Genomic DNA, 18,210 nt, shown 5'->3' on the forward strand with positions numbered 1-18,210 from the left:
AAAAACGGATCACAGATATTTTTCTACAAACGCCCAGGCTGCTTTGTCGTTGAATTCGTGTCCCCCTTCGAAGATCACGTGTTCGAAGCGATCGCTCAAATTGAGCCGTTCGTAAAATTCTGCAGCGCGGGGCGCGATCTGTTTGCCTGTTTCGCGATGGGAAGCATTATCACGTGAACCGGCCTGAATCTGATGTGCCCGCGGACAGATCAGTGCCACAAGATCGGCGTCGTTGAACAGCGTCATGCGATTCATAAACCGGAAATCGGACGGAACCGAGAGTTCCTCTTTCGCATAGCGACCTTCCTGGACGCCGAAGTAACAACTGGAGACAGAGACTTTAATCCGCGGGTCGATGGCGGGAGTCACTTGTGTGTAGTAGCCACCATAGGAAAGACCGACCATGCCGATCCGGCTGGCATCGACATCGGGGCGTTTGATGAGTTCATCAATGGCATAAGTGATCTTGGCAATTTCAACGGCGGTGATACTGGTGCCGATGAGTCGCATGCGGTCATCAATCTGTCGGCGAATGTCTTTGGGATAACCGTCCGCTTTAAACAGATGCTGTGGTGCGTAGACAAGAAAGCCCCGTTTGACCGCGCCGCGAACCATGTCTCGATAATTGGATCCGCCGTTGAACAAGGCGACTTCAGGTGAGCCGCCGCCCCCATGCATGGAGATGATTAACGGCGTTTTCCCTTTCGCCGATCTGGGGACAATGAAGATTCCTTCGGAATGCACGTGCGGCAGAATCGGAAACATTGCACGATAGTAAACGCCGATGCTGTCTTCACCGATCTTTTTATAGGTGGCAGGCTGATCGGGCCGTTTACCGGGGGGCGGATAACCAATGCTTTCACAAAACGCGGCCCGCAGCGGTTCAGCCGCTTTCTCAAAGGCAGCAGCAGACGAATAGTCGGGCTGGAACAGCTGTTCGAATCGCCGTCGGTCCGCGGCAATGGTTTTGATATATTCATCCAGCTCCCGCGCCTGCTCTGTCCGCAACGGATTCGAATCGGTGACTCTCTGATTGAAGTATTCTGGTTTCGCAGGTTCAGATTGTGCACACCCCAGTGCAGGAATCAAAATCCAGATCAACGCGAGTAACTGAGCCGCCTTCATACCTTTGTCCTTTCGATGTTGTTCCCGGTTGCAAAAACTCAAGGCTTTATTCTAACCAGAGTCGCAACCAGTCGTCTATCTGTTGCACCTGGATCGAATTGGTGTGCCTGTATAAGTATAGGTATTGAAAATATGATCATGGACTCGGGGTGCCATCTGCCGGCTTGTCCGGCAGTGCCAAACTTATCCAAGGATTATTCGACAGAAGCGGTTGCAAAGAAATCCCAGGGGAGACCATGTATTACCGGTAAATCCGGATCCACTGTATTGCCGTCACTTTCATACCACCGTGCACTCGACCATTTCCAGTCACTCATATTTCGTACCAGTTTTCGTTGAACCGGATTTTGGTGAATATAATTAATTGCGGCCAAAACAGCCTGTCTACCAGTTAAGTTACGATCATAGCCGGGACCTTTTTGCCAGAAATGAAAAACATTTTTTCCTGAATTTGCTGTTGTTGTCAAATGATTGAGCAATGGACTGTTTAACTGAACCAGTTGTTCTTTAATCCGGTAGGAAAAGGGGCGTTTGATCGCTGCCAGGAATCGATCGATTCGACATTCATTGCCGACAGGATAGACGAATAAATGTAAATGCTCGGGCATAATCACAAAGGATATGAGACGAAACTTCTGACTTTTTAAAGCACGATCAATCGATTGACATAACAGTTTGTTCCAATCCTGATTTGTCAGTAATGGTTTTCTTTGGTAACACGAAAAAGTTAATTCGTGTAAATCACCCGGTTCGTGAAAATGCTTGATCTGCTTTCGAGGCTTTTTCATATCTCTGAGTCCTGAGAGATTGAGCTTGGATCACATTTAAACCAGTAATAATTATAAATTATCAGTTTTTTGTTTCAGTAGAATATTTCAACATCACCAAATCAATGGCAGAAAAAAGATTCAGACTTACTCGTTGCATTAATATCAATTGCACTGTCGGGCAAGCCGACAGATGGCACCCGGTATATCTTACCGTGACATCAATTATTAGATTTAACAAATAGGATACCATTAAATTTAAGCAGGTGATTGTTTACCTGTTCGGCAAAGAACTCTGATCGTTTCCTGTTAGCTGAAGACGCCCCTGAAATGGGCTCATGACGTCCTGGTTGTAACCCATCTTGACCGTATTGAGGGGCAGTGATACCTTTGGTCATTCGATCAGTTCACATATGGGAGTTCTCATTATGCAGCGATTTGAAAAAGTTATGGCACGTCGATTTTTCATGATGCTCATCACTGCCGTTGCCGGTCTGTTTACGGTATTGACTCCCGGATTCCTGACCGCAGAACAGCCGGTGAGTGCTGTCAAACCCTTTCAGATTCGAACCTTAACAGTTTGCGTGATTGATGCAGACCGGCAACCCCTTGCTGATGTCCGGATCTATCAGAACCAAATTTTTTTCGCGGAAGCCGCGGAGAAACATCTGCTCGAGAACAGCTATCATACAACGGACGCGCGGGGAATCGTCGTTCTGGAAGCGAAAGGTAAAAACTATGGTCTGGGGTTGTGGGTCAGCAAGGACAAATACTGTCCGCTGCATGCCTGGTGGTCGCCGAAATATCAGACCGATGGTGGTCAGATTCCGGATGAATTTACGTTTCAGCTGGAACGGGGAACCTCCATTGGTGGCACAATCAAAGACGAACAGGGACAACCGATTACCGGCGTCCGGGTTGCGGTTGAAAACCTCACATCAATTACCCCACTGGCGATGTTCGATAACACGCCACTCCAGGCAGGACTTCGTCCGGAGCCGCGTCACTGGCTGGCTGAAGAGGACGATGTTGTGACTGATGCCGATGGTCGCTGGCGGCTCAATAATGTTCCAGCCGATGACCAGCTCCATTTTCATCCCCGTGTGCGTGAGGCCATGCCTTCCGCGCCTGAACTGGGATTGAAATTAAGTCACCCCGATTTCCAAAGCGATATCAGATTCGGACAACTGCAGCGCCAGCAGGGGATCACACTGGAATCGCTGAGAAGCCAGACGGCAGTCATCGTCATGCAACGACGCTAAGCTACTGCTGCGAACCTGTAGGAACTCCTCTCTCGCTCCCGGTGCCTTTCCGTAAAATAGCTGGTGGAGGTTGCGTTCTGTGATTAAGAATAACAGCGGCGGAAGTGCTTCTGTTTTACAGCCGAAATGCTGTGGAAACTGTCTTCACTTTTCTGCTTTAGTTTTTATCGGGGGGAGTTCGAGCATGGTGTCTGCATTCAAGGAAAAACGGACGGTGAACAACGGGAACTGGTGGGGCGAAACAGGTCGATACTGGCGCGATATCGGCGTGAACCGGGTCGATATCGGGGCGGGAGTGGACCGAAGTGTGTCGACCCGCAGTTTATTTGACTGTGAATCGGGAACCAGTGAAGAACAGTCATCGATCATTTTTGCAAATTCCAGTTGGGTTTTATGGTGCGGGAACAATCAGGTTCGGAAACATGCAGTTGAATAAAAACTGGACACGCGCGCGACGCAGATTTAAGAGGGTCTCGATTGGCGTGAGCCGGTCAAGTCGAATTTGTTTCGTGAGGGGGAATCTGAGCAGGAGTGGCCTGTTTTCAGGTTTCAACGCGAACGCCTGACGACCCGGTTTGATCCCGGGAATTTTTTTCCAGTTTTCGATTGACAGAAATGTAGCACAGGCTACAATAACACGCAAATGTAGCACATGCTACATTTTTTTACAAACCATATTGTAGCGCTGGCTACTTTTTGAACATGCCGTATTTACACTCCTGTTAAGGTTGATCGAGATGAGATTTCCGCCCTCCCGAATATCCCGCCCCGGCTTTACGCTGATTGAACTCCTCGTCGTCATTGCCATCATTGCAACGCTGATTGCCTTGCTGTTACCCGCGGTACAACAGGCACGCGAAGCAGCACGCCGCAGTCAATGTAAAAACAATCTGAAGCAGTTGGGCATTGCGCTGCATAACTATCACGATACGCATTCCTGTTTTCCCGCCGGCTATTATTCTTATGGAACCAGTAATGGCTCGGGCCCTGCCTGGGCAGCCATTGACCCTGATACCTGGGATGCGGCTCCGGGCTGGACCTGGGGGACGATGATTCTCCCCTTCATGGACCAGGCAGTACTCTATAACGCGCTGGACCTGAATCGTCCCTGCTGGGATCTGGCGAACGCCAGTGCCGCCCAGACGAAGCTGCCTGTTTTTCTCTGTCCCACTTCGTCAGGAGGAGATGAACCGTTTCTCGTGCAGGATGCCAGTGGCAGCCCGCTCGTCAAAGGGGGCTCACAACTGCGGTTTGGTCGTTCGCATTATGTGGCCAGCCATGGTCAGGAATCGTGCTGGGGGGAATGCGGTTCGAGTACGACGGGAATTGTTTTCACAAATATCTATACCAAGACCACTAAAACGGTGACCATCAATGGCGATGCATCGAAAGTCGCAGACGGCCCCTTCTTCCGGAACTCGCGAACGCGGATGCGAGATGTGACGGACGGAACGTCCAATACAATTTTCCTGGGCGAACATTCGTCGAAACTGAGTGATAAAACCTGGGTGGGCGTGGTGCCCGGTGCGTATACACACCCCCGGTTCACTTCACCTGAAAATGGTCCAGACGCAGCCGCAACGCTGGCGTTAATTCATGCAGGTCCTTCCGGCGGCGAACTGGACATCACCGGTTTTCCGATCGTCCATCCTGTGAATTTCCCTACGTACCACGTCGGCCAGATGTATTCGGAGCACACGGGAGGCGGGCATGTCTGCATGGGGGACGGTTCAGTACGGTTCGTTTCTGAAAATATTGATCTGCTGCTATGGGCGGAACTCTCGAGTATTAACGAGGGTGAAGTGACGGGAGAGTTTTAATGCGTAATCGAAATGTTCTGTTTTCGACAATGCTGTTTCTGATCACTCTGCTGCCTTTGAGTGGTTGTGGCTATCCGGCTGTTTCGCCGAAGACGTATGAAATTTCCAAAGCGCTGTACTCGGTCTGTAATCAGAAGAGTACAGACCGTCTGAAAACCGTGCAGACGTTAATTGACAGTTCCCTCAAAGAAAAAGAGATCAATGAGAGGGAAGCAGGCTGGTTGAATGCGATTGTGGCATCAGCGAATAAAGGAAACTGGGAAACCGCGACGCAGGAAGCACGCCGCCTGATGGAAGATCAGACGGGGCGCTGAGTAGAAGGAATCAGAAAGGTGAGAGAAAGGCAGATACCTGTATTCCGGCTCTGGATTTCCAGAGATAACTCTGTTTTTCTGGCGTTATACCAGCACTGTCGGGCAAGCCGACAGTGGCACCCAGAGTGGCGGATTCAGTGGGGCAGAATCTACTATTGTAGAGGTTTCCGTGTGCCACGGTCCGGCTTGTCCGGCCGTGAAAAGGGGCAACACTCACCCAATAGAATATATTTCGCAGACCTGGGTTCACCGTCATTCCGGGCGAAACTGTTTCTGCCATTCTAACGGTTTGACGTTGATGTCGGTCAGGAAGCAACGGTTTCTACAGTTTCCGGTTCGGGTTGGGAATCCGGGCTTTCCTTAATCAGGTTGAGGACGGAAATCAGATGCACCTGACAGACGAGATCTGCAATAAAGAGAGTCGTAAAGATCACCATGAAAACATCTGTGCTACGAGAGGTGAAAATCTCCTGAAGCATCATAAAAATGATTAAGAACCCAACCAGGATATAATTTCGTTTACGACCTTTTTTTAAAGACTTAATGTATTGGTCCACTGTCATTCGCTGTGACATGTTTTCATTCTCCCTCACACTAATGAAACTGTTCAAAACGACTAAAAGATACTTCCCGTATTCTACTCTTCGAACTGCAGTTTTACAGGAGAATCTGAAATGTAATGACGGGAACAGGAACACTGGTTTCTTCACTCTGCTGGTTGACCCGACGGGTTGGGATTGACCAGTGTCGCGGATAGATCCGGGTGGCCTAATATTTCCGCTTTCATCAGCAGGTATTGAAAACGTTTGGAATGCAGAGTGGGAGGTAGTGAAATCAACAGTGAGTTCTTGCCGCTCAAATCGGCGGCGACGCTGATACGTCTCTGTTCGACGCTGGGAACCTGGAAGTTGATTTTTTTGCCTGAGACCTGTGTCTCCAAAATTTTCACGCGAGAGATTTCGCTTTGCTTGACCAGAACTTCGAGGCGTACCGCTGTGTGATCTGCTGTCAGGATCGGCCTGAGTTCAAGCGTCATTCCTTCAGCGATGACTTTCAATTCCGGTTTCAGTTCTCCGGATTTTGCTTTATGTACGCCAATGACAAATGGCCTTTGCACCTGATTGACGATGGAGCCTTTCTGGCCATTGAACAGAGTGACCTTTGGATTAAAAGCACAATGACTGCGTTCGTCTCTCTGAGCAGCCTGGATCAGTTTAAATTCCTGTTGTTCGTTGATCACTGCCACACTGATGGGAAAATACTCTTCGACCGCGGCACTTGCCTGGACGACCGGACGAGGATTGGTTTTGTCAAGGTGCGGCTGGTGCGGAGCGGCGGTTGTATTTTGGAAACCAGCCAGACCGGTCCACTCAATGTCAGTTTGTGCCGCAACATCAGAGGTGGTTTCCATGAGAATACTGGCGAAAGTAATCTGACCGCAGCCACTCTGTACCCAGGCACGGAGTTGTCGGCTCAATTCTTCGTGCAGCGAATCCGGTGCCTTTACCACAAGACGGTTTTGCTCATTGTAATCTGCAAGTGCCTGTTTAAGTGGTTTCTCACCTGTCTGGTATTTTCGATTTTGAATTTCCAGAAGAAATTTGACGTGCGTCATGAGATACCCGTATGCCTGTTCTTCAGAAAGTAATCGTTCCTCGGAAATCCTGCCGATCACTTTTTTGACCTGATAGATCCGTAAGTCGAGCGGCTCTAAACTTTCGTCGTCATGTGGCGAGAGTGTAGGGAGTTCAGCAAACCAGTTGTGCTGGAGTTCATTTTGAATCTGCATTTGCTGGTTTGCCGGGGTTGTGGAGTCTTTTACATCCGACAGCCCCGTCGCAGTAAAAAGCGCGATGACAATGGTCACAGTGGTTGTCTGTATCGGATGAACCCGGGTTGTCGCGCTACGGAGAGCTTTCAGTCGGTTGGTGAGCGAGCGCTTACGTAACGGGTTTTTCAGAAACCCGAGCATCGAAACCGGCAGGGAGACCCGCCAGCGAGATCCCGTATTCGGCCGCTGGGCCAGGGTCAGCAGGAGTTCGCTGTATTCACGGGCAGAATCGTTCTGAGTGTTATTGCGGTCTTGCTGTTCCTGCCAGCAGAGGACCATGGCATCGCGGGACTGTTCGCGGAGGCTGCTGAAACGAGTGGCTGCCAGCCAGTAGAGGGGATTCCACCAGTGTAGCAATCTCAAACCAAACAAACACCAGTTGACCCACAGGTCCCGCCGCTTAAGATGCGCTAACTCATGGAGCATGATGAGTTGAAGCTGACTGTCGCTCAACTCTGTGAGATCGGTGGGGAGCAGCAGTTTCGGTCGCAGGGCTCCCATGACAGAGGGTTGGGAAATGTCGTCGCAGACAATCACCGGAACACAACGACGGAAACGCACCTGCTCACGACAGGTGTTCCAGAGTTGTAACAGTCGTTGATCTGTGGATTCGACAAGTCGATTGACTTTTCGCGAAAATCGCCAATGAGTGACCAGCATACGAATCAGAATGAAGACAGCACCCGCAAACCAGAGCGGTGGCAGGATGCGCAAGAACCATTCGAGGAAGGTGATGAGATATTCCTGAAGCGTTTCGGTAAAACTGACTTCAGGGGTTTTCGGTTCGAGGAATTTGATGTCGTTCATGTGAGTCGCGTTCGCGAAAGCCGGAGACGTCGAGTTGGCGTCCCTTACCGGCCACGGTTCAGGCAACGGTTTAGGAGTATAAATATCTCGAGGCGGCTCAGCAGGAGTAGACTCCTCTATGAATACAACAAGCAGACTTGTCAGGCTATACGAACTCTCGGGAGCGAAACCATAGGGTATTGCGAGTCGAATGAGGACGAGTCCCCAGAGCAGTCCCATCTGTCCGGCGGTCAGCCATTTTCGCGCGAAGAGGTTCACGAGCAAAACAAGGGCCGCCAGCAGGCCTGCGGTGATCGTGGGGATGATCAAGAGTTCCAGGATTTTATCCGTAATTTCAACATAGAGATCTGAAGCCAACAGGAATCCATTCATGATCAACGTTCCTTGTCATCGAGAATGCGGCGGAGCTCTGCGATTTCCTCTGCAGAGAGTTTTGTATGTTGCATGAAATGTGCGAGCAGTGGTGCCGGCTCGCTGGAAAAAACACGAGCCAGAAAAGCACGGCTGGCCTGTTTGACACAAGCCGACCGTTTGACGCGGGAGCGATAGACGTAGCGGTTGCCCTGCTCTTCAAAGGTGAGCACCTCTTTTTTAACGAGGCGGTGCAGCATGGTTTTGATGGTCTGGGGTGCCCAGTCGGCCTGGTCGGAAAGACGAGACACAATCTCCTGGGCGGCGAGCGGCTGGCCATCCCAGATGATATTCATCACTTGCCATTCGGCGTCGGAAATGGAAACCTGTTTCATTTTGAGTTCTCCTCCTTGAATGTTTACAGATGTAATTAACTACATTTGTAAACGGAGTCAAGAGGAGAGTGTACATTCCGTGTGATCGTGACGTTTTTTTGAGTATTCAACTATGGATACATCTCTCTGGAAAGAAGTCAGACCAGACCAGAACGATGGGTTATCCTCACCGGAAGTGTGAATAACCGGTGAAACTGGTATAAAATCGGAGTTTCTTAAAGGTTCCCGCTTGTGACAGATGGCAGAATGCATTAAAAGAGGTCGTGGATTTGTAAAGAACTGAGGGATAGTACGCCTTCAATTCAAAATGTTGATCCCCTCAACATCCCACCTGAGTATCCTGCAACGCGCTCCCTGAGATGGTCCTGCGTATCGTCGAAAGGTTCTGTTTGAATCTGAACAGTAAATAGTGTCTTATCAGACCTTAAATGGCACGTTGGCCGAAATGGTCCGCACGCTTGTTGGCGTGCTCGCCTGACATTGACCACCTGCGAATACAGGATTGATGGACCAATAGTTTGTGTTGCTGAATCTTGAGTTTTTTGGATTTGCGAGACAGCAAGCCTGAGATTCAAGTCTGCTTTTGCACTCGAGCGGTCAGTTTCCAGTGCGCCCCGTTTCCGTGTTGGCACGGAGAGTCTGCTGGCGAAGGGTTCGCCTTCCAGGCTGACTGTGCAGACCAACCTTGAGAATGTTATTGGAGTTTTGATGTTAGCGTTTTTCTCGAAGCATACCGCTTCCGTCAAGGATGATGTATTGTCGGGTTTAACCGTCGCTCTGGCGCTGGTGCCGGAAGCGGTTGCCTTTGCGTTTGTCGCAGGAGTTCCTCCGACCGTCGGTCTGTATTCCGCATTCTTTATTGGATTCGTGAGTGCATTAGCCGGTGGCCGCCCCGGCATGATTTCCGGAGCCACTGGTGCGATGGCTGTTGTCATCGTTTCCCTGGTCGCCATGCATGGCATTCAATATCTGTTTCCCGCCGTCATTTTGTGTGGTCTGCTACAGGTAACCGTGGGCGTGCTGCGACTCGGTAAACTGATTCGCCTGGTCCCCCACTCCGTGATGCTGGGATTTGTGAATGGACTGGCGATTGTGATTGGCCTGGCGCAGATCGGAAGTTTCAAAACACTGGGCGCTGATGGCAGCATGACATTTCTGTCGGGTGTCCCCATGACGATTATGATCGCACTGGTTGCGCTGACGATGGCAGTGATTGTCCTGCTACCCAAACTGACCAAAGCGGTTCCCAGTTCGCTGGCCGCGATTATTATGGTCTCTGTCATCGCCGTCGGCATTAATAAACTTGCTCCCGAGAGCTGGATTCCTGGTGGACAGAACAATGTCGTCCAGACCGTGGATGACCTGATGATGAATAATCTGAAAGCGAAGGCGGTTACTGAAGCAAAGCAGGAAGTGATTGCGACTGCTGAAACAGACGCGACAGAACAGTCTGCAGACGCCGCAGTTTTAAATGAAACACAGATTGCGGCAGCAGTCGCTTCAGTGCAGCCCACCAAAGAGCCTTTACCAATGTTATTTTTCATGGACTCGCGGTATGTACTGGCGCCGTTCTCCTGGGAAACGTTGATGATCATCTTTCCGTTCTCTCTGATTCTGGCCGGGGTCGGGTTGATTGAATCGCTGATGACGCTGACTTTGATTGACGAAATCACCGAGACCCGCGGAAGCGGAAACCGGGAATGTATCGGTCAGGGCGCCGCAAATATTGTCTGTGGACTGTTTGGTGGCATGGGTGGCTGTGCGATGATTGGCCAGTCTTTGATTAACGTCAATTCCGGCGGACGCGGGCGTCTTTCCGGTGTGGTTGGAGCCGTAGGTTTGTTGATGTTCGTGGTGCTGCTCAAACCAGTCATCTCCATGGTGCCGATGGCGGCGCTGGTCGGGGTGATGTTTATGGTGGTGATCGGGACCTTTGAATGGAGTACGCTGCACACCTGGAACAAGGTTCCTAAGAGCGATGTGCTGGTAATGGTACTGGTGGCCGGTTATACGGTGCTGTTCCACAACCTGGCCGTCGCCGTTTTACTGGGAATTATCGTGCAGGCATTGATCTTTGCCTGGCATCATGCGACACACATGATGGCTGACATTCACTTCGAAGACGACAACAAGAAAGTGTACCAGTTGCACGGCCCACTGTTCTTCGCCTCGGTCAGCAGTTTTCGAGAACTGCTGGATCCGGCGAATGATCCTCCGATCGTCGCCATCGATTTTTACTTCTCGCGCGTTTACGATCAGTCGGCGATTGAAGCGATCAACAAGATTGCAGAACGCTATCGCCAGGAAGGCAAATGCCTGCATCTGCGTAATCTGAACGCCGACTGCAAGCGTATGATCGAACGTGCCGGGGATCTGGCAGAAGTGGAAATTTCTGAAGACCGACACTATCACATCACCAAGATGATCTGATTTGTATTCAACCAGAGACAACCAACGCCCGGAGGGTCAGCCTTTCGGGCGTTTTTTTCTGGCGGCGGTCAACCAGCGATCCAGCTGATTGGCAAATGCCTGACGATCTTTGGCGTTGAAGTTTGCGGGGCCTCCTGTGATTTGCCCTTCTCCCCGCAGATCGTCCATCAGATCACGGACAGCGAGACGTTGACCTATGTTTTCCGCAGTGTAAAGCGCGCCGCGCGGGTTGAGGGCCTGTCCGCCTTTCTCCACCACTTGCGCTGCCAGCGGGATATCTGCGGTCACCACAAGATCTCCCTCTTCAGTCAGCTCAACGATGCGCTGATCGGCAACATTCAATCCTGCAGGAACCAGCAGACTGTCGATGAACTCGGAACGCGGAGTGCGCATCGGCTGATTGGCCACCAGCGTGACTTTAATCTGAGTTCGCTTCGCTGCGCGAAACAGCAGATCTTTAATTTCCGCCGGACAGGCATCTGCATCTACCCAGACTTGCATCTGGCAACTCCCTTTATCTTAAGTGACTGGCTGCATTCTTCAGTTGTAGAACCGCTGATTTCTCTATTACGGGCTGGATGACTTGTTAAGCAATTCAAGTTCTCGGATCGCCCGCCCATGATTCGGATTGAGTTTGAGGCACTTCTGATAAGCTGCTATTGCCGCTGCCTCATCACCAAGCAGACGCTTGATTTCTGCCTTATAGAACCATGCCTGGGGATCCTGAGGATTCAGTTCAAGCGAGCGTTCAACGGCTTCCCCAGCGGACTTCAACCGATTATTCCGGAAATTAATCATGGCTAACAACAGCGTCTTTTTTGCCTGATGGTAATCGCGTTTCTCCGGGTTATTTTGGTATCCATAATACTCTGCCAGAGTCTGATGCACTTCGATGGTAGGCGTCATCTCCAGCATCTTCTCCAATAAAGGGACTGCTTGCTCCATATCTCCTGCAAGCATGTACGCTCCTGCCTCAAACTGCATTGTCTCTGCATTCACAACACCGTTCGCTTTTAACTTCTGGATCAACTGCAGTATCAGTTGTGGATTTTTTCGCTGGTACTCTACTTCCAGCATGCTGATCAGTGTTGCTTGATACTGGGGAAGGCGTGCATTCAGTAACTTCAGTAGTTCGTCCAGTTTTTGTGCGACGTGATCCATGTCATTGCGCCCCAGCAGTTGATTAAATGCCTCGACTTCTTTTTGAATGCCATGGCGTTTACTGTAGGGTCTCAGAAGTGCCGTATTAAAATGCAGTTCCACCAGAGCCAACGCGTGCTCCACCTTATCCCTGGCCTGCTTTGCCTCTGCCAGACGTCCCAGAGATTCAAAAGCCTGCGCCTGTAACTGGTTGAAGATTAGTGAATTGGGAGTTGCTGCCAGGTTCCGTTCAATATAAGGCAAAGCTTCCTCCACTCGCCCCGATCGAACCAGTAATTTCGCCAGCTGATAATCTGCCGGTTGAAACCCTTTATTCAGACGAAATATTTCCTCTGCTTTCTCCGCATTTTCTTCGCGAAGATAGTTCCGCCCCATTGCATACAGATAGTGTCGGCGACTTGTAAACGGTTCGTCTGCAGTACCGCTTAATGTTTCCAGTTTTTCATATTCGCGCGTACTGGCCTGCATACGCCCCGTCCTGTCCAGGCAAAAGGCATAACTGGCCTGCGCTAACACATCATGGGGATCCATCTGTCTTGCCTGCTGAAAACAGTTTTCTGCATAGCTGTAAAAACCCTGTCCCAGGAAGGCCTGACCCAGGCGGACCCATTCCTTACTGGAACCCGATTCCGCCTGTCTGGCAAGCTCCTGAAAATCCAGCATCAGCCTCGAATCGATATTTTCAGCAGCTGGCAGCACCGGCAGGGGGCGAGCCATGCGATCTGCGATGAGATAGCCGCAATATCCCAGTTCCACAGCCAGCAGCACCATAAGGAGGCGAACGAATAGAATCATGGTTTGTCCTCCTTAAGATTCAACCAGGCGTTGATTCGACCAATCCTCTGATATGGTTTCCGCAAATTCAATCCCCCTGCCACCAGGTCATCACGGTTATCACCGTCGAGATCCCCGACTGCGACAGTGACGAGATGAATAGGATCATTGTCGATCTGCCAGGTTTTAAAATTCTGAGTTCCATCGTTTTCCAGCCAGACAATACTGGCCGTTTTCGGGTCATACCAGTCGTTGGTCATGCTTACCAGCACCACATCCAGATCGCCATCACCATCGATATCGCCTGTATCTGCAGCGTAAGTCCCCCCCAGATCTGAGATCCGATGCGGTTCAAACTCCCAGTTACCTTTATTCTCGAACCACAGACAGCCGTGATATGGCTGCGGGTAGGCGTCGAGATCTTCCAGGTTGTCTCCTGCGGGAAGAATCAGGTCTTCGTCCCCATCCTGATCGAGATCAGCGTGGATCAGGCCTGCCCCTCCCAGATCGAGATTGATGGTAAACCAGAGTCGCCTTTTCTTGAACTCACCATTTCCGAGATTTTCAAACCCCCACAGTTCTTCTTCATCCTGAGTCACAATTGCTGCGATATCCAGATCGCCATCCCCATCATAATCGGCGACGGGCACATGAATAGTTCCGGGAGCATTTAAGAGTTCATGATCGCGGAACTGCAGCCCCCCCCGGTTCTCCAGCCACAATACGGAACCACGATTGTAGCCGAATACGGCAACCGCCAGATCCAGATCCCCATCGCCGTCGAAATCCCCGGGCTGTACATCAGCCACACGTCGGACATCATTCAGGATCACGTGCTTTTTATAACCATCCCCCACACGCTCATAGAGTTCCACGCGCCCGATCACGCGATCGTCGGGCATGAGATTACCGAGAATGGAAACGATGATATCCAGATCGCCGTCAGCATCAATGTCGACGGCGGTCGCATGAGCAGGTGCCGCTAACCCGGTGAGCAGCACTTTTTCCTGCCAGGAGGCTGGCCCCTCTTTTTGAAATAGTGAAACAATGCTTCGTCCGGAATCGCAGGCTAGTATTTCGTTCTGCCCGTCCCCATCAAAATCCAGAATCTGCACATTCGTAATCAGCGGTAAACCTGCCGGCTCGGCACCGACGGTTGCCCGCTCAAATTTCACAGGAGAAGCAGGATATGCTGTTCCTCCCGAAAAGATCTCCGCAGGTTGGCCCAGAGAAGGTAACTTTGGCAGAACCAGCCACATGACGATCGGTATGGAGATGATCAGGACGAGCAGGATGAGCGCGCGATTTTTCAGTGACATAAAATCCCATCATTGTCTGCAGTGAACGAACCCGGAGTCGATTACACAAAAACAGAGATACCATGATGTTCCAATCATATAAACCAGACAAAGGCATCGCCATTCACATACTACGCCAAAAATGGCGTGAACAGGAGAAAAAACAGAGGAATTGAAGGCAACCGTTTACCGCAGTCCTTGAATTCGGATTCGATGACAGACGTGAGTACAATTCTCTTTTCCCGATAGGCCCCCTGCTGGATTGGATCGCAGAGAAATCGTCCCGCGCAGCAAAAAAGGCAGATCAGCTGAAACGTCTGCCGACCTGCCTCTATCGCGGTGTAAACCTGACCAGAAATTGCTGATCTGGTTTACTTTAGTGCCTGCTACTTTACGTAACCATTTTTTCTGCCAGTGGCATGCTGCTGTTAATTGTGTCCTTTACTGAATCCGGTTCCCCAGTGACCATAATGAATTCCGGAGAAATCATGGTGGCTGTGAGCATGGGAACGAGTTCCCATATATTGATTGCCACTGTAATAGCTGCCCGAATCGGTCCGGGTAGAGCCACTGACGTTTAGCGAACTCATGCTTTGTTCCGAATTGTCGAATGTCATCGGGTCAAAGGGTTTCCAGGACCCATTGTGGTCGACCAGCCATTTCCCCTGTCTGGTCAGAAACCACCAGCGTCCATTGTGGTAGCGATACTGTGCGCGGGTTGCGTCATCAATATTCAGATGCGCTGTCCCTGCACGTACGACTGGATCCATCTGGATGACTGCCTGATCGGGTAACATCTTGCTGGCGGCACCTGCATGTGCACCAGGAGTGTCAGCCTGTTCTTGTGCTGATAAAAAGAGGGGGCTGAACCCCAAAACTGCTCCAACGGTCAATACTTTTAAACAGAGCGAATTCATGTGACACCTTCCTTTCATATAAGGTATTGTATGATCATTCCTGGCCGCGATGATTATCTTAAGAAGCAAACGTCATACCGGCTTTGAACAGCGAGGTGAATTTACCTGGATCTGACACAGGAGTTTAACCTGTCGCCACAGGCAGGAACTTTTTTGATGAACTTCAACCTGGCGGAAATGATGAAAACAGAATCGGTTACATCAGATTCAACGCGAGGGGAGATTTCTGTTCCCATGAGCAACAAGTTTAACGCCGCTCTCTTCCATTACGATTTGAGTCTGCAGGAATTTGCTCATACCTGCAAATTCCTGCTTGGCCAGCAGTGAGATTGAGAACAGAAAGCCTCCGCCATTCATCAGACCTGATTTGGTCTTTCACAGTGATACGTTTAAGGACTGTCCTGTATTTGCGGTATCAGAAAATGATGCAGCTTTTCAAGCTGGTCGGTATTGATATGATCGACTCGCGCATCAACGAGTTCCTTCCAGAGTTCTTCAGATTCGGGTGTCGCCCAGAATCGTATGCGCCGCCCTGCCGCATGTGCCTGCCTGACAATCTCCCTGAGTTTTTTGCGCTCTGCCTCAGTCATCTTTCCCTTGCCACGATATTGAAAATGTGACGTCCAGCGGTCGCTGATCAGTGGCATCAGTTGTGACGGTTTATCGGAATCCAGATCACTCAGACGACCATCAATCCCTGCATAACGCGGGTTATCAGCTTCGATCATTTCGATGGGCCGATCTCCCGAGATCACGACCTGCACCGGGTGACGAACTGTTTTCCCATCCTGGCAGGAAGTGAGGAGTTCCTCATATTCCCGCAGTTGATTCCGCAAAACCTGATAAACGGCTTCTCCATCGGTTTTGATATCAATCAGTAGAGTGAACGGCGGAAACTTTTCATTTGACTTCTGTTTGTTGTCCAGAAAATAGTTCTTCAGCGGGTTGAGATATAACTTGCGAAGCGTACGATCCATAGATAACTCGTCCCGGCTGTGACCAACGAGCAGTTCCCCATCAACCAGAATGATATCTGCTTCCACAGACCAGAAATCATTATCCAACGCATCCTGCAGCGGGCGTTTCTGTCTGTAATCGTTATGGGCATGGGCCTGAAAGAGCGGTGTCTGATGCAGCGACTGTGCCAGACCATTCGAATTGCAGCAGACCAGAGCCAGTAGTAAGACAGAGAAGAACTTCAAGCGAAACATTCACCGGACCTTTAATCAAAACAGGAACTGCATCCCAGCTGCTGGTCGCTCGATAACAGACTCTGTAAATACGACAAGCCTGCGACCATTCCGTAATGCCCCAGATCTCCCGGCACACACATTATTAAATCCAGGTCACAGGCTAAGAGTTCATGTAGTGATTATCCAGTCAATCCCACCGGATTCATCAATTATTAATAAGCAACGGGATCCTGCTACTCAGTGCAGTCTGAATGAGAGATGTGATTTACTGAAGCAACAAGTACATTGCATCGAGTTTTTACACAGACTAAAACAGCAGCAGTCAGATACTGAAACTTCATCATGAGTTGGGTGGTTCAGGTGGTGTGATGGTTCGCATAGGAAGAACCCGATCATGCAAAGACTCCATTTCGATTCTGATGTAATCCTGAGTTCTCTGGAGAGCAAATTCTTCCATTGAAATCAATGCTCCCGTTTCAGTTGCATGGGGATTCTGGGACTCCCAGTCTGTGTTGGCTGGTACCAGGCCAATTCGATTGATGGGAGGATGGCTAAATGCTCCGGCTTCAGCAAGAGCATTTGGATCTCCGCTCAGCTTATCGCGAACAATATGCAGAACGAATTCCTGACGTTGCCGGTGTTTTATGAGAGAGCAGAGCGTCCAGAGTGACCAGGGAGAAATCGGGAGCGGATTCGAAAGGCATTCTGTGATGAACGTCTCTCTATCATCCGACTTCAAACAAGCAGCGAGCCGAGAAAGAATCTCCTGGTAAAGCATTGCTTGATTCCTTAGGACGGAACCTGAAATCAAAAAAGCCCCCTTGATTGTACCCAGGTACATTCGAGGGGGCCATTTGACGTAAGTCTAGTACACCCCGCAGGGTTCGAACCTGCAACCTTCGGTTTCGTAAACCGATGCTCTATCCAATTGAGCTAGGGGTGCCTGTCCCGGATGGGAAAGCGTATTTTAGCGAGGGGGTTCTCCCTTTTAAAGTCTTTCGCAAGCTGGATTTGAATCTTTTTACCAGCTCCTGACCAGAATTCCGCTTCTCAACCTGTCGAAAACAGTGATTATGACGCTTAGAGACACACTTTCATCAACGGTTCCTGATCTTTCCAGGTACTGCCATATTCGACAACGAAATCTGAACTTTGGTTCCCTCCGCCTGCAAAAAAAGGCCCTGTTTGTGAAAACAGAGCCTGGAAGACCGCAAATCATGCGATCTTTTCTCAAGATTCCTCACCTTGAGGGATCACCCGGATTTAGAACACGTCACTTTTAACTATAGCGTCTCCCGATCTATGATACTCGATCCAAATGACCCTGGAGACGCTACATAAAAACCGGGCACCGTCTAGTGATGACCATGGTGTCCATGATGACCACCACGATGTCCGCCATGTCCACGGTATCCGCTGCGATAACCGCTTCGATATCCGCCATAGTAGCCGCCGCGTCCGTAATTATATCTGGACCCACCGCTGTAGATTCCGATCCCGAAGGAAGGACTACTGTAGTAGAATCCTCCAGAACCATAGGAGGGATAAGAATAACCGCGACTGTAACCGTAACCGCCGTATCCGCTCCCGTATCCGTAGCCTGAATAGCAGCCATGGCCGGCGTTTGCCTGTTGGGTTGGCATGACTAACAGAGCCCCGCCCAGAACCAGCCCCATACAGACTGCCAACTTGAGACCTTTTCGCTTTTTGTTTGGAGTTGATCGAGCCTGGTCAACCGTATCTGATGTGTTTCGCATTGTTTCGC

17 protein-coding genes and 1 tRNA gene are annotated in these 18,210 nt (G+C 50.3%); 6 read left to right on the forward strand and 12 right to left on the reverse strand.

The window, feature by feature from the left end:
- Positions 1 to 9: 9 nt before the first annotated feature.
- Positions 10 to 1,125: an alpha/beta hydrolase family protein gene (locus GmarT_RS25560; RefSeq protein ID WP_149303411.1), complete on the reverse strand. Its 1,116-nt coding sequence runs from the start codon at positions 1,123 to 1,125 to the stop codon at positions 10 to 12.
- A gap of 194 nt (positions 1,126 to 1,319) precedes the next feature.
- Positions 1,320 to 1,913 (reverse strand): REP-associated tyrosine transposase, encoded by a 594-nt coding sequence (locus GmarT_RS25565; RefSeq protein WP_002647171.1) that lies wholly within the window; start codon positions 1,911 to 1,913, stop codon positions 1,320 to 1,322.
- 407 nt (positions 1,914 to 2,320) lie between these two features.
- Between GmarT_RS25565 and GmarT_RS25570 the strand changes: the two genes are divergently transcribed.
- From GmarT_RS25570 to GmarT_RS25585, 4 genes are all read left to right on the forward strand, one after another.
- The gene (locus GmarT_RS25570; protein WP_149303413.1) at positions 2,321 to 3,154 is read left to right on the forward strand and encodes a peptidase associated/transthyretin-like domain-containing protein; all 834 of its coding nucleotides are present in this window, start codon (positions 2,321 to 2,323) and stop codon (positions 3,152 to 3,154) included.
- Between the two features lie 184 nt (positions 3,155 to 3,338).
- The gene (locus GmarT_RS25575) at positions 3,339 to 3,590 is read left to right on the forward strand and encodes a hypothetical protein (RefSeq protein WP_149303415.1); all 252 of its coding nucleotides are present in this window, start codon (positions 3,339 to 3,341) and stop codon (positions 3,588 to 3,590) included.
- A 301-nt stretch (positions 3,591 to 3,891) separates the two neighbouring features.
- Positions 3,892 to 4,974: a DUF1559 domain-containing protein gene (locus GmarT_RS25580; RefSeq protein WP_149303417.1), complete on the forward strand. Its 1,083-nt coding sequence runs from the start codon at positions 3,892 to 3,894 to the stop codon at positions 4,972 to 4,974.
- Entirely contained in the window at positions 4,974 to 5,288 is a 315-nt protein-coding gene (locus tag GmarT_RS25585) for a hypothetical protein (protein ID WP_002648926.1), read from the forward strand. The genes GmarT_RS25580 and GmarT_RS25585 overlap by 1 nt, the downstream gene beginning before the upstream one ends.
- A gap of 305 nt (positions 5,289 to 5,593) precedes the next feature.
- Here GmarT_RS25585 and GmarT_RS30270 read toward each other — a convergent pair whose 3' ends face one another.
- The 3 genes from GmarT_RS30270 to GmarT_RS25595 all read right to left on the reverse strand — a co-directional run bounded on the left by GmarT_RS30270 (position 5,594) and on the right by GmarT_RS25595 (position 8,672).
- Positions 5,594 to 5,725: a hypothetical protein gene (locus tag GmarT_RS30270; RefSeq protein ID WP_261337843.1), complete on the reverse strand. Its 132-nt coding sequence runs from the start codon at positions 5,723 to 5,725 to the stop codon at positions 5,594 to 5,596.
- 269 nt (positions 5,726 to 5,994) lie between these two features.
- Positions 5,995 to 8,298 carry a M56 family metallopeptidase gene (locus GmarT_RS25590; protein ID WP_002648924.1) on the reverse strand — a complete coding sequence of 768 codons (2,304 nt, stop codon included), beginning with the start codon at positions 8,296 to 8,298 and terminating at the stop codon, positions 5,995 to 5,997.
- A gap of 2 nt (positions 8,299 to 8,300) precedes the next feature.
- Entirely contained in the window at positions 8,301 to 8,672 is a 372-nt protein-coding gene (locus GmarT_RS25595) for a BlaI/MecI/CopY family transcriptional regulator (protein ID WP_002648923.1), read from the reverse strand.
- 708 nt (positions 8,673 to 9,380) lie between these two features.
- Here GmarT_RS25595 and GmarT_RS25600 point away from each other — a divergent pair.
- A complete protein-coding gene (locus GmarT_RS25600; protein ID WP_002648922.1) occupies positions 9,381 to 11,102 on the forward strand; it encodes a SulP family inorganic anion transporter in 1,722 nt (573 codons plus the stop codon).
- Between the two features lie 36 nt (positions 11,103 to 11,138).
- On the opposite strand, the gene GmarT_RS25605 is transcribed toward GmarT_RS25600, so the two are convergent.
- From GmarT_RS25605 to GmarT_RS25620, 4 genes are all read right to left on the reverse strand, one after another.
- The gene (locus GmarT_RS25605; RefSeq protein WP_002648921.1) at positions 11,139 to 11,603 is read right to left on the reverse strand and encodes a YaiI/YqxD family protein; all 465 of its coding nucleotides are present in this window, start codon (positions 11,601 to 11,603) and stop codon (positions 11,139 to 11,141) included.
- A 66-nt stretch (positions 11,604 to 11,669) separates the two neighbouring features.
- On the reverse strand, positions 11,670 to 13,058 hold the full coding sequence (locus tag GmarT_RS25610) for a tetratricopeptide repeat protein (protein ID WP_002648920.1): 1,389 nt from the start codon (positions 13,056 to 13,058) through the stop codon (positions 11,670 to 11,672).
- On the reverse strand, positions 13,055 to 14,356 hold the full coding sequence (locus GmarT_RS25615; RefSeq protein WP_002648919.1) for an FG-GAP repeat domain-containing protein: 1,302 nt from the start codon (positions 14,354 to 14,356) through the stop codon (positions 13,055 to 13,057). The genes GmarT_RS25610 and GmarT_RS25615 overlap by 4 nt, the downstream gene beginning before the upstream one ends.
- A gap of 407 nt (positions 14,357 to 14,763) precedes the next feature.
- Positions 14,764 to 15,252, reverse strand: a complete 489-nt coding sequence (locus GmarT_RS25620; RefSeq protein ID WP_002648918.1) for a hypothetical protein — start codon at positions 15,250 to 15,252, stop codon at positions 14,764 to 14,766.
- Between the two features lie 156 nt (positions 15,253 to 15,408).
- Here GmarT_RS25620 and GmarT_RS29630 point away from each other — a divergent pair, with 156 nt between their 5' ends.
- The gene (locus GmarT_RS29630) at positions 15,409 to 15,579 is read left to right on the forward strand and encodes a hypothetical protein (RefSeq protein WP_002648917.1); all 171 of its coding nucleotides are present in this window, start codon (positions 15,409 to 15,411) and stop codon (positions 15,577 to 15,579) included.
- A 62-nt stretch (positions 15,580 to 15,641) separates the two neighbouring features.
- On the opposite strand, the gene GmarT_RS25625 is transcribed toward GmarT_RS29630, so the two are convergent.
- The 3 genes from GmarT_RS25625 to GmarT_RS25635 form a co-directional block, all read right to left on the reverse strand.
- Positions 15,642 to 16,463 carry a phosphatidylinositol-specific phospholipase C/glycerophosphodiester phosphodiesterase family protein gene (locus GmarT_RS25625; protein WP_002648916.1) on the reverse strand — a complete coding sequence of 274 codons (822 nt, stop codon included), beginning with the start codon at positions 16,461 to 16,463 and terminating at the stop codon, positions 15,642 to 15,644.
- 851 nt (positions 16,464 to 17,314) lie between these two features.
- A tRNA-Arg gene (locus GmarT_RS25630) sits at positions 17,315 to 17,388 on the reverse strand.
- 412 nt (positions 17,389 to 17,800) lie between these two features.
- On the reverse strand, positions 17,801 to 18,202 hold the full coding sequence (locus tag GmarT_RS25635) for a hypothetical protein (RefSeq protein ID WP_187782319.1): 402 nt from the start codon (positions 18,200 to 18,202) through the stop codon (positions 17,801 to 17,803).
- Positions 18,203 to 18,210 lie beyond the last annotated feature (8 nt).

Source organism: Gimesia maris, assembly GCF_008298035.1.
GTDB lineage: Bacteria > Planctomycetota > Planctomycetia > Planctomycetales > Planctomycetaceae > Gimesia > Gimesia maris.

Coding starts and splice junctions, on each gene's coding strand:
- GmarT_RS25560 (WP_149303411.1), bottom strand. CDS start 1,125: ATGAAGGCGGCTCAGTTACTCGCGTTGATCTGGATTTTGATTCCTGCA.
- GmarT_RS25570 (WP_149303413.1), top strand. CDS start 2,321: ATGCAGCGATTTGAAAAAGTTATGGCACGTCGATTTTTCATGATGCTC.
- GmarT_RS25615 (WP_002648919.1), bottom strand. CDS start 14,356: ATGTCACTGAAAAATCGCGCGCTCATCCTGCTCGTCCTGATCATCTCC.
- GmarT_RS25600 (WP_002648922.1), top strand. CDS start 9,381: ATGTTAGCGTTTTTCTCGAAGCATACCGCTTCCGTCAAGGATGATGTA.
- GmarT_RS25620 (WP_002648918.1), bottom strand. CDS start 15,252: ATGAATTCGCTCTGTTTAAAAGTATTGACCGTTGGAGCAGTTTTGGGG.
- GmarT_RS25595 (WP_002648923.1), bottom strand. CDS start 8,672: ATGAAACAGGTTTCCATTTCCGACGCCGAATGGCAAGTGATGAATATC.
- GmarT_RS25580 (WP_149303417.1), top strand. CDS start 3,892: ATGAGATTTCCGCCCTCCCGAATATCCCGCCCCGGCTTTACGCTGATT.
- GmarT_RS30270 (WP_261337843.1), bottom strand. CDS start 5,725: ATGGTGATCTTTACGACTCTCTTTATTGCAGATCTCGTCTGTCAGGTG.
- GmarT_RS25575 (WP_149303415.1), top strand. CDS start 3,339: ATGGTGTCTGCATTCAAGGAAAAACGGACGGTGAACAACGGGAACTGG.
- GmarT_RS25635 (WP_187782319.1), bottom strand. CDS start 18,202: ATGCGAAACACATCAGATACGGTTGACCAGGCTCGATCAACTCCAAAC.
- GmarT_RS29630 (WP_002648917.1), top strand. CDS start 15,409: ATGAACTTCAACCTGGCGGAAATGATGAAAACAGAATCGGTTACATCA.
- GmarT_RS25610 (WP_002648920.1), bottom strand. CDS start 13,058: ATGATTCTATTCGTTCGCCTCCTTATGGTGCTGCTGGCTGTGGAACTG.
- GmarT_RS25605 (WP_002648921.1), bottom strand. CDS start 11,603: ATGCAAGTCTGGGTAGATGCAGATGCCTGTCCGGCGGAAATTAAAGAT.
- GmarT_RS25565 (WP_002647171.1), bottom strand. CDS start 1,913: ATGAAAAAGCCTCGAAAGCAGATCAAGCATTTTCACGAACCGGGTGAT.
- GmarT_RS25585 (WP_002648926.1), top strand. CDS start 4,974: ATGCGTAATCGAAATGTTCTGTTTTCGACAATGCTGTTTCTGATCACT.
- GmarT_RS25590 (WP_002648924.1), bottom strand. CDS start 8,298: ATGAATGGATTCCTGTTGGCTTCAGATCTCTATGTTGAAATTACGGAT.
- GmarT_RS25625 (WP_002648916.1), bottom strand. CDS start 16,463: ATGTTTCGCTTGAAGTTCTTCTCTGTCTTACTACTGGCTCTGGTCTGC.